This is a genomic window from Flavitalea flava, from assembly GCF_054461575.1.
Genome location: NZ_JBTLQH010000091.1, coordinates 1 through 7974, shown reverse-complemented (window position 1 = coordinate 7974; position 7974 = coordinate 1). Strand labels below are relative to the sequence as shown.

General features: G+C 48.3%; 6 protein-coding genes. 5 read left to right on the top strand and 1 reads right to left on the bottom strand.

Going from position 1 to position 7974, the window contains the following annotated elements:
• The 5 genes from ACX0G9_RS31200 to ACX0G9_RS31180 form a co-directional block, all read left to right on the top strand.
• A partial coding sequence (locus tag ACX0G9_RS31200) for a TonB-dependent receptor domain-containing protein (RefSeq protein WP_459068916.1) occupies window positions 1-1468 on the top strand: 1468 nt, incomplete at its 5' end.
• An 18-nt stretch (window positions 1469-1486) separates the two neighbouring features.
• Window positions 1487-2983: a RagB/SusD family nutrient uptake outer membrane protein gene (locus ACX0G9_RS31195; protein WP_459068915.1), complete on the top strand. Its 1497-nt coding sequence runs from the start codon at window positions 1487-1489 to the stop codon at window positions 2981-2983.
• A gap of 51 nt (window positions 2984-3034) precedes the next feature.
• The gene (locus tag ACX0G9_RS31190; RefSeq protein WP_459068914.1) at window positions 3035-3568 is read left to right on the top strand and encodes a hypothetical protein; all 534 of its coding nucleotides are present in this window, start codon (window positions 3035-3037) and stop codon (window positions 3566-3568) included.
• Between the two features lie 35 nt (window positions 3569-3603).
• Complete coding sequence (locus tag ACX0G9_RS31185) at window positions 3604-6087, top strand: zinc-dependent metalloprotease (RefSeq protein ID WP_459068913.1); 2484 nt, start codon at window positions 3604-3606, stop codon at window positions 6085-6087.
• A 26-nt stretch (window positions 6088-6113) separates the two neighbouring features.
• Window positions 6114-6854, top strand: coding sequence for a hypothetical protein (locus tag ACX0G9_RS31180; protein WP_459068912.1), 741 nt, complete (start codon window positions 6114-6116; stop codon window positions 6852-6854).
• A gap of 419 nt (window positions 6855-7273) precedes the next feature.
• Here ACX0G9_RS31180 and ACX0G9_RS31175 read toward each other — a convergent pair whose 3' ends face one another.
• A complete protein-coding gene (locus tag ACX0G9_RS31175; RefSeq protein ID WP_459068911.1) occupies window positions 7274-7876 on the bottom strand; it encodes an FMN-dependent NADH-azoreductase in 603 nt (200 codons plus the stop codon).
• Window positions 7877-7974: the final 98 nt, after the last annotated feature.

Here is a 7974-nt window from a genome sequence, read left to right as displayed (position 1 = left end):
TATACTTTACCATACTCTTTTTGGAAGAAAAAGGTACGGCATTTATACGACATTACAAAATAGACTAGACACTAGTGATATCTTTCTTCATTCGCTCTCACTGGCCCCTGTGCAGAAGACGACGGATAACTATGGCGAGTATAAATACAGCGGGATCTTCGGGCGGATCACCTACAATTATGCTAATAAATATATCCTGAATATAAATGGCCGGCGGGATGGAAGCAGCCGATTCGGCCCTGGTGACCAGTTTGGTAATTTTGGGTCTGCGGGTGCAGCCTGGATAGCCAGCGATGAACCCTTCATCCGGAAAGTGATCCCTGCTGCACTGAGCTTCTTCAAATTACGCGGCAGCTATGGTATTACGGGCAGCGATGCCGTGGGGGACTATCAGTTCCTTTCACAATGGGGCAATAGCTCCGGGTTGAGTAATTACGATAGTATCGTTCCTTTGCTTCCTCAACTGGAGGCCAATCCCAAATTCCACTGGCAGGTGAACAAGAAACTGGAAGCGGCCATCCAGACACAATGGTTTCACGGGTTTTTAAGTCTGGATATCGTGTACTACCGGGATCGGTGCAACAATCAACTGGTCAGTATGCCGCTGCCTCAGTTCACTGGGTTTACTTCCGTCACTGCCAATAGGCCGGCCAATGTGCAGAATTCCGGACTGGAGATCACGATGAGTGCCATTATCCTACATAATCAGAATTTCCAATGGCAGGCGAATTTCAATATCGGGATCAACCGGAATAAATTGTTGGCCTACCCTAACCTCGATCAATCTGCTGCCTATCGGAATTCCTACAAGGTCGGCACCTCCCTGAATAATTATTATGTGCTGAATTATGCGGGGGTAGACCCCCTTACCGGTAAATTCACCTTTACTGATTATAATCACGACGGAAACGTGACCGTCAATGAGCAGGTATTCCCGGGTACCGGTAATGATGACCGGTATATCGTTATCGACCGGGAGCCGGTATATACGGGTGGTCTGAGTACGAGCGTGACCTATAAGCAGCTAACGATCAGCACCTCCTTCAATTTTGTCCGGCAAAAGGGAATTAATCTGTTATTCGGAGGATCATCGGGAGCGATATCGTCCGCGGCGGGAGCTTTGACGAATATTTCCAAATACGTTTACGATCATTCCTGGACGCATCCGGGACAAACGGATGCCCTCTTTGCCAGGGAGTCGAATTCGCCCATTATAAGTATTCAAATGACCAACTCCAATTCGGGATGGTCGGATGCCAGCTATTTCCGGTGTTCGAACCTGTATGTATCCTACAGCCTGCCAGCGAGGGTTCTCCGGAAGGCGCGTATCCGGGGCCTGGCGATAAATGCCTCTACCTACAACCTGTTCGTGTTCAGTCCATATAAAGGGCTGGATCCGGAGGTACGCACTTATGGAGGGCTGCCGCCGGCCCGTAAGATCAATGCAGGACTTACTTTCTCTTTTTAATTGTATAAAAAGTATAACATGAACCATTTATATAAAAAAACAGGCTGGCTGGGGATGGTCCTGCTGATAGCCGGAGGTTGTAAGAAGTTCGTTACCGTGAGTCAGCCACAAAATACGATCACCACGGAGGCATTGTTCGCCAATGAGGTACAGGCGGCTTCGTCGCTGGCAGGACTCTATTCGCAGATGATGCTGTCTTCCGCCAATAGCTGGAGTGATGGCGGGACGGCCGTTTATACGGGATTATCTTCCGATGAGCTGGTAAGCCGGTCTGGTGTTCTGAATCCATTTACCTATGCATTCGAAAGCAGTCAGGTTACCAGCACCATTACGCAGACAAGCACCATTTTCTGGGCCCCTCTGTACAAGGACGTGTATGTCGCTAATGCTATTATTGAAGGCGCTGGCGCTGCTTCGGCAGTGCAACTGTCCGACAGTGCGCGTCATCAATTGATTGGAGAGGCCAAATTTGTACGTGCACTCTGCTATTTCTACCTCACGAATCTGTTCGGGGACGTTCCGCTGGTACTATTCACGGACTTTAACAAGACTAACCTGCTGGGGAGAACATCCCCGGCTGCTGTCTATACACAGATCCTCAGCGACCTAAAGGATGCGGAGAGCTTGCTGGGACCTTCTTATTCAGTGTCCGGAGGGGAAAGGATACGCCCCAATAAATGGGCGGTTATTGCACTGGAGGCCCGGGTCTCTTTATATCAGAAGGATTGGAAGGATGCCGATGATCAGGCATCCTCACTGATCGGTAATACACTGTTCAGCCTGGTTAGCGACCTGAATACAGTCTTTTCGAAAAATAGCACGGAGAGTATCTGGCAAATGATACCGAATGTGGTCGAACTGCCTTTTAGCCCGAACGATATCCTCAATTTTCTTCCCCAGTTGAGCTGGTCTTCAATTCCTCCTTCGCAGACAGCTATCTTCCTGATCCCTTCGTTGTATAATCAGTATGGTTTGATTTTTACTCCCACCTACTATCTTTCCCCGTCGATGGGAAAGGCCTTTGAGCCCAATGATCAGCGTAAGATTGCCTGGACAGGTTTCACGCCTACTCCCAGTGAAGCACCCTGGACCGGAGATACCCTCTGGTGGCCAAATAAATATACAAAGGGCTCACAGAACTTTGCCCCCGCTCAATATTATACTGTGTTTCGCCTGGCAGAGCAATACCTTATCCGGGCAGAAGCAAGGGTATGGGAGGGGAATACTACGGGGGCCCTCGCAGACCTGAATGTTATCCGTGCGCGAGCAGGGCTGCCTCCTTCCACAGCTTCCTCAAACGATGAGCTGCTGGCAGCTATCGCGCAGGAACGAAGGGTAGAGTTTTTTGCTGAATGGGGGCACCGGTACCTGGACCTGAAACGAACCGGTAAGGCGGCAGCAGTACTCGGAGCCATTCCGGCTAAAATACCCTGGCATGATTACCAGTTACTATATCCGATCCCGCAAACCGAACTGGCTACCGATCCCAACTTGTCGCAAAACCAGGGGTACTGATAGAACAAGGGTAATGGGAAAAACAATTTCCTTGCTTTTAAAAATAAAAAAATGAGAATAAAAGTTTTGTTTGCTCGCTGTTCGATATTTATGCTGCTCCTAGGTTGTCAGCCTGGCGGTTCTCCACCTGACCGAAAGAAAATGCCAGAGTATGCTGCTGACTATAGCCTGGAAGGGCCACCGCCATTTCAGGGTTCCATGAAGGAAGAAGAAACTCCGGGTTTTGGCTTTCAGACATCCGATATTGTTCTGAAGGTGAATGGCAACATGGAAGGGTTTGTATATGTCCCTCTTCCGGACCCGGCAAATGACTCTCTGGCCATCAGTCTGTTGCGCAGTTATAAAACATTTGCCCTGCCCTTACTGGAGACCTGGGCCCAACAACAGCACAAAGGCGTAGCAATCGATCTCAGTAGTCATGGTAATCAGCCTTCACATCGCGCAGACTATGTACTGGAAAAACCAAATGATTTTTCTATCCCGGTGGTGATCATCTGGGATGAGTCTTCTGCTGCCCGTGCCAGTGCCTTAAAGTCCCTGGTCAGGGAACTGCCCTCAGTGACCCTTCGTTCAGGTGGAAAATAATCCGTCATTCCCTCAATATTAATAAGTAAATGAAGATGAAAAATAATTTGATAAAGACAATTTTATATATCGCACTCATAGCAGGTCCCACCAGTTATGCCCAGGCTCAGAAACCGGTGATTCCATTGCTGGAATTTCAGAATCCTCCGGTTCCTCTCAAAGCGGATACGTCGAAACCCGCAGCCCGTCCAAACTTGAAACCCTATGAAGCAGTAATCACGCCTGCATTTATTTCCCAATCCGGTCTGTTCACCGTGCATCAGTCAAAGGACACTACCTATTTCGAGATCCCTGATTCACTCCTGCACCGGGATATTATGCTGATAAACAGGCTCAGCAAGGGGCCTGCCGGGTCGGGCATGTATGCCGGTGAAGAACTGGATGAAAAGACCATCTTCTTCGATATCGGACCGGATTCCAGCATCTGTATCCGCTATGACCTGGTCGTCAGCGAGGCTGACAGCGGCAGCGCTATTTATAAGGCTGTAGTTAAAGCGACGCTGAATCCTGTCGTTTCATCTTTTCCTATCATCACGTATGGGAAGAGTCACAAGAGCTATGTGATCGATGTGACGAAGTTCCTGAAAGACAAGAGTATGGTCAATAGCATCGATAACAGGACCACCCTGGCCAAGATAGAAAACACCATTGCAATGAAGGACTTTTATGTGCAATATATCCATGTCTATCCGATCAATGTGGAGATCGGCATCAGCAAGAATATGGAGTCCAAACTCGGAACGGCTTCCGGCGGTAATGACCCCGTAACGATCGAAACGAATTGCTCATTTATTGCCCTTCCAAAAGTACCGATGCAGCGCAGGTATTTTGATCCGCGGGTAGGTTATTTCGCTGACAGCTATTATGCCTATAGCGATGACCAGCAGAAGTCGGATCGCCGCCAGTTCATTTTACGGTGGAGGCTTGAACCCAGAGAGGAAGATACCGAAAAATGGAAGAGGGGAGAGCTGGTCGAACCGAAGAACCCCATTGTCATCTATATCGACCCGGCTGCTCCCCGGCAATGGCGTCCCTGGCTGATAAAGGGGATCAATGACTGGCAGAAGGCTTTCGAACAGGCAGGATTTAAGAATGCCATTGTGGGTAAAGAATGGCCGGAGAACGATACTACGATGCACCTGGATGACGCCCGTTATTCCATGTTGAATTATTTCCCTTCAGACAACGCTAATGCCTATGGCCCCCAGGTCCATGATCCCCGCAGCGGTGAGATCATTCAGACGCATATCGGCTGGTATCATAATGTCATGTCTCTCCTTCATGATTGGTATATGATCCAGACGGCTGCTGTTGATCCGAGGGCGCGCAAGGCCAAATTCGATGAGGAGTTGATGGGTGAGCTGATCCGTTTTGTCTCCAGCCATGAGGTAGGGCATACTCTGGGGCTACGGCATAATTTCGGCAGCAGCAGCCAGACCCCGGTAGATAGCCTGCGCAGTAAGACCTGGCTGCGTACACATGGCCATACTGCCAGTATTATGGACTATGCCCGATTCAATTACGTGGCGCAGCCGGAAGATCATTTAACGGAGGAAGAGCTGTTTCCCCGTATCGGGGAATATGACCAATGGGCCATTGAGTGGGGATATAAGAACAGCCTTGCGCCGAATGCGGAGGAAGATAAAAAGATCGTCAGCAAATGGATCGAGGAGCGAACCAGCCATAACCGGCGCCTATGGTTCGGAGATGGTGAGATCAAACATTTCGATCCCCGCTGCCAAACGGAAGATCTGGGCGATGATCCTGTCAGGGCCAGCACCTATGGTATTAAAAATCTTCAGCGCATCCTGCCCAACCTGCCAGCCTGGACGCGTGTAGAGGGAGGCATCCATGAGAATCTGTTCAACGCTTATAGGGCGCTCACCGACCAGTATTACCGCTATATCAATCATGTGCTAAGAAATATCGGAGGCGTATATGGAACGATCCGCGCCGATGAAGACGAGGAGCCTGTGTTTGTGCCAACCCCCAGGAGCCTGCAACTGGGAGCTCTGTCCTTCTTCGATACACAATTGTTCACTACCCCGGTCTGGCTGATGAACCCAGCAGTGGTGAACCTCATTGACCTGCCGGCGGAACCCAACTTTATTTCGGACATCCAGGTAAAGGTGCTCAACAGCCTTATGGATATAAAGCGGATCAACAAGGTACTGGCCAGTCAACGGCAGTACGGTAACAAGGCATTATCGGCAATGAATTATATGACGACCCTTCACAAGTATATCTGGCGTGAGCTTGGTTCCGGCGGACCAGTAGTCGTCGAATCTTACCGGCGCGGTCTTCAGAGGGCATATTTCGGGAACCTTTTTACTATTGCCACTGCCCGGGATGAAGATAGCCAGGAGTCAGATGCGGCCGCCCTGATCAAGGCGGAAATTTATTTTCTTCAGCAGGAGATCAACAGGGCGATACCTCATGCTACCGATCCCCTGACACGGATACATTTGAAGGATCTTATTAGCCGCATCAATGACCTGTTGAATCATAAAAATGGATAAATTATCAACCTATAAAAATGATCTTGATGAAATATTATATGCAGGGCGTTGTAATTGCCATCCTTTTGACCGGCCTTTGCACCGGGTGTAAGAAAGAAAGTTCGACGGCTCAGTTGTCCTCTTCGCTCACCCTTGTGAATATCATCCCCGGTGCAGATACGCTGGTGACTAATTTCAATGGAGTGACGAAGCAACCGACATTCCGGTATTACCTGGCACAGCAAATACTTCCGAATTCCTATCAGGAGTTCTCCGGCTATCTCAATACAGTGCCATTGGCAATCTCAACGAACCGGGATACATTGCATGCGCTATTTAACTTGAATCTGAATATTGCGCCAGGAAGCATTCACACCCTTTTTTTTGCGGGCACAGAGACTGCACCGGATACGCTGCTGACTACGGACCAAGTGCCTGTTATCCCTGTAAATGACAGTTCAATCGGTATCCGATTCGCTAATCTGTCATTCGGGAGCAATCCTGTCAATATAACCGTGAATACCGATGCCGGAGATAGTGTAATAGCAAGTAGCCTGCCGTATAAGGGGATCTCTTCATTCCTGCAGTTGCCTGCTTCGGGCAGTATGCCTGCCGGCGGATCCTACACGTTTTCGTTCATAGATGCGGCCAGCTCTGTTTTACTGACTTCCTATACGCTGGGAGGATTGTCCTCCATGTATTTCAAGAGTAGAACAATTGTCCTTAAAGGGCTGCCGGGAGGCACGGGAGCAAATGCGACAGATGTGCTGGCGGTCAATCACTATTAAGGGAATCTCACTTTAATGAGCTTTGGCCCTGGTCTCCGGCCATTAATCACTGAACCCTGTGACATACTGGAAAGAGGTCGCCTTATTACTTATGAGGCGACCTCTTCATTTTAATGCAGTTGTTTCACAATGATAGCGCACACAAGAATCTCACTACAGCTTGTCAGGACAAATTATTGTTCATTTTTTAACCAAAATCAGTCGTTATGTCAAAATAAATCGAGTTCACTGCTGAGCAATTTGCTGCCTTCAATTCAAGCAAGCTTGACGGCTGCGCTCTGAAACGACAAAACCTCCGCGATGCGGAGGCTCGGCCGATTTTGTTTGGTCGGGATGACAAGATTACCTCCGGGCTTCGCCCTCCGGTTATCTTGTACCTTAGCGTAATAGTTTATTAGAAATCAAGCATACTCCCTGTCTTAGTCAATATGTATACTTGCGATCGCATTTTCCATGGCATGTTCCTTGACGCCTGGAACTTTAAGGCCTTCTGCACGGAAAACGGTAAGATCAGTCATGCCTAGAAATCCAAGGAACGCTTTTAGGTAAGGTGCTACGAAGTCATTGACTTTACCAGGTCCTTCCGAGTAGATACCGCCTGAGGTCATAGCTACATATACCTTTTTACCAGTTAACATACCAATAGGACCATTTTCTCCATAGCCAAAAGTGATTCCAGCTCTGGTAATGTGGTCAATCCATGATTTGAGTGCGGTGTGAATTGTAAAGTTATATAGTGGAGCGCCAATTACAATAATATCGGATTCCTGCAATTGTTTTACCGCCGCATTCGAGTAGCGGATGGATTCCCGGTCCTCTTCTGTCAACTGATCCCCCTGGACAAAAAATGACCGGAGAATAGCAGGACTTAAATGTGGAATTTCAAGATCAACAAGGTTTACTACTTCAACAGTGCTGCCTGGATACTTTTCAATGATCTTTTCAACCATGGCTTTGCCTAGTTTGATGCTATACGATTCATTTCCCTGAAGGCTGGAGATTAAATGAAGGACACGTTTCATAATAAGTTCAATTAAATATTGTTTATCACTATTGTCCGACTAAAGTCGGGGTTTAAAAATAAAAAGGGCAGCTCCGAAGAACCGCCCAATGGTTAATT